Here is a 204-nt window from a genome sequence, read left to right as displayed (position 1 = left end):
GTCCTCGCGGAAGTTCGCGCCGGTCAGCATCACGATCGGTTCATACTGGGTGGCAAAGGCTGCGGGTACGAAGTTTGCGAGGCCTTCGAACATCGAAGTGTACTGACGGCCAAAAGTCAGTTGGCCAAGCTGCGAGCTTTGCATGCCCACATAGGCTTGGCGACCGAACAGGCGGCCGCCCTGCTGCGACGTGCCGGTATCCAG

General features: G+C 60.8%; 1 protein-coding gene. It reads right to left on the bottom strand.

The annotated features are described in order from the left end of the window. A partial coding sequence (locus OR16_RS38875; protein WP_043423149.1) for a porin occupies window positions 1–204 on the bottom strand: 204 nt, incomplete at both ends.

The organism is Cupriavidus basilensis OR16 (assembly GCF_000243095.1).
GTDB lineage: Bacteria > Pseudomonadota > Gammaproteobacteria > Burkholderiales > Burkholderiaceae > Cupriavidus > Cupriavidus basilensis_D.
This window is presented reverse-complemented; position numbering and strand designations above follow the sequence as displayed.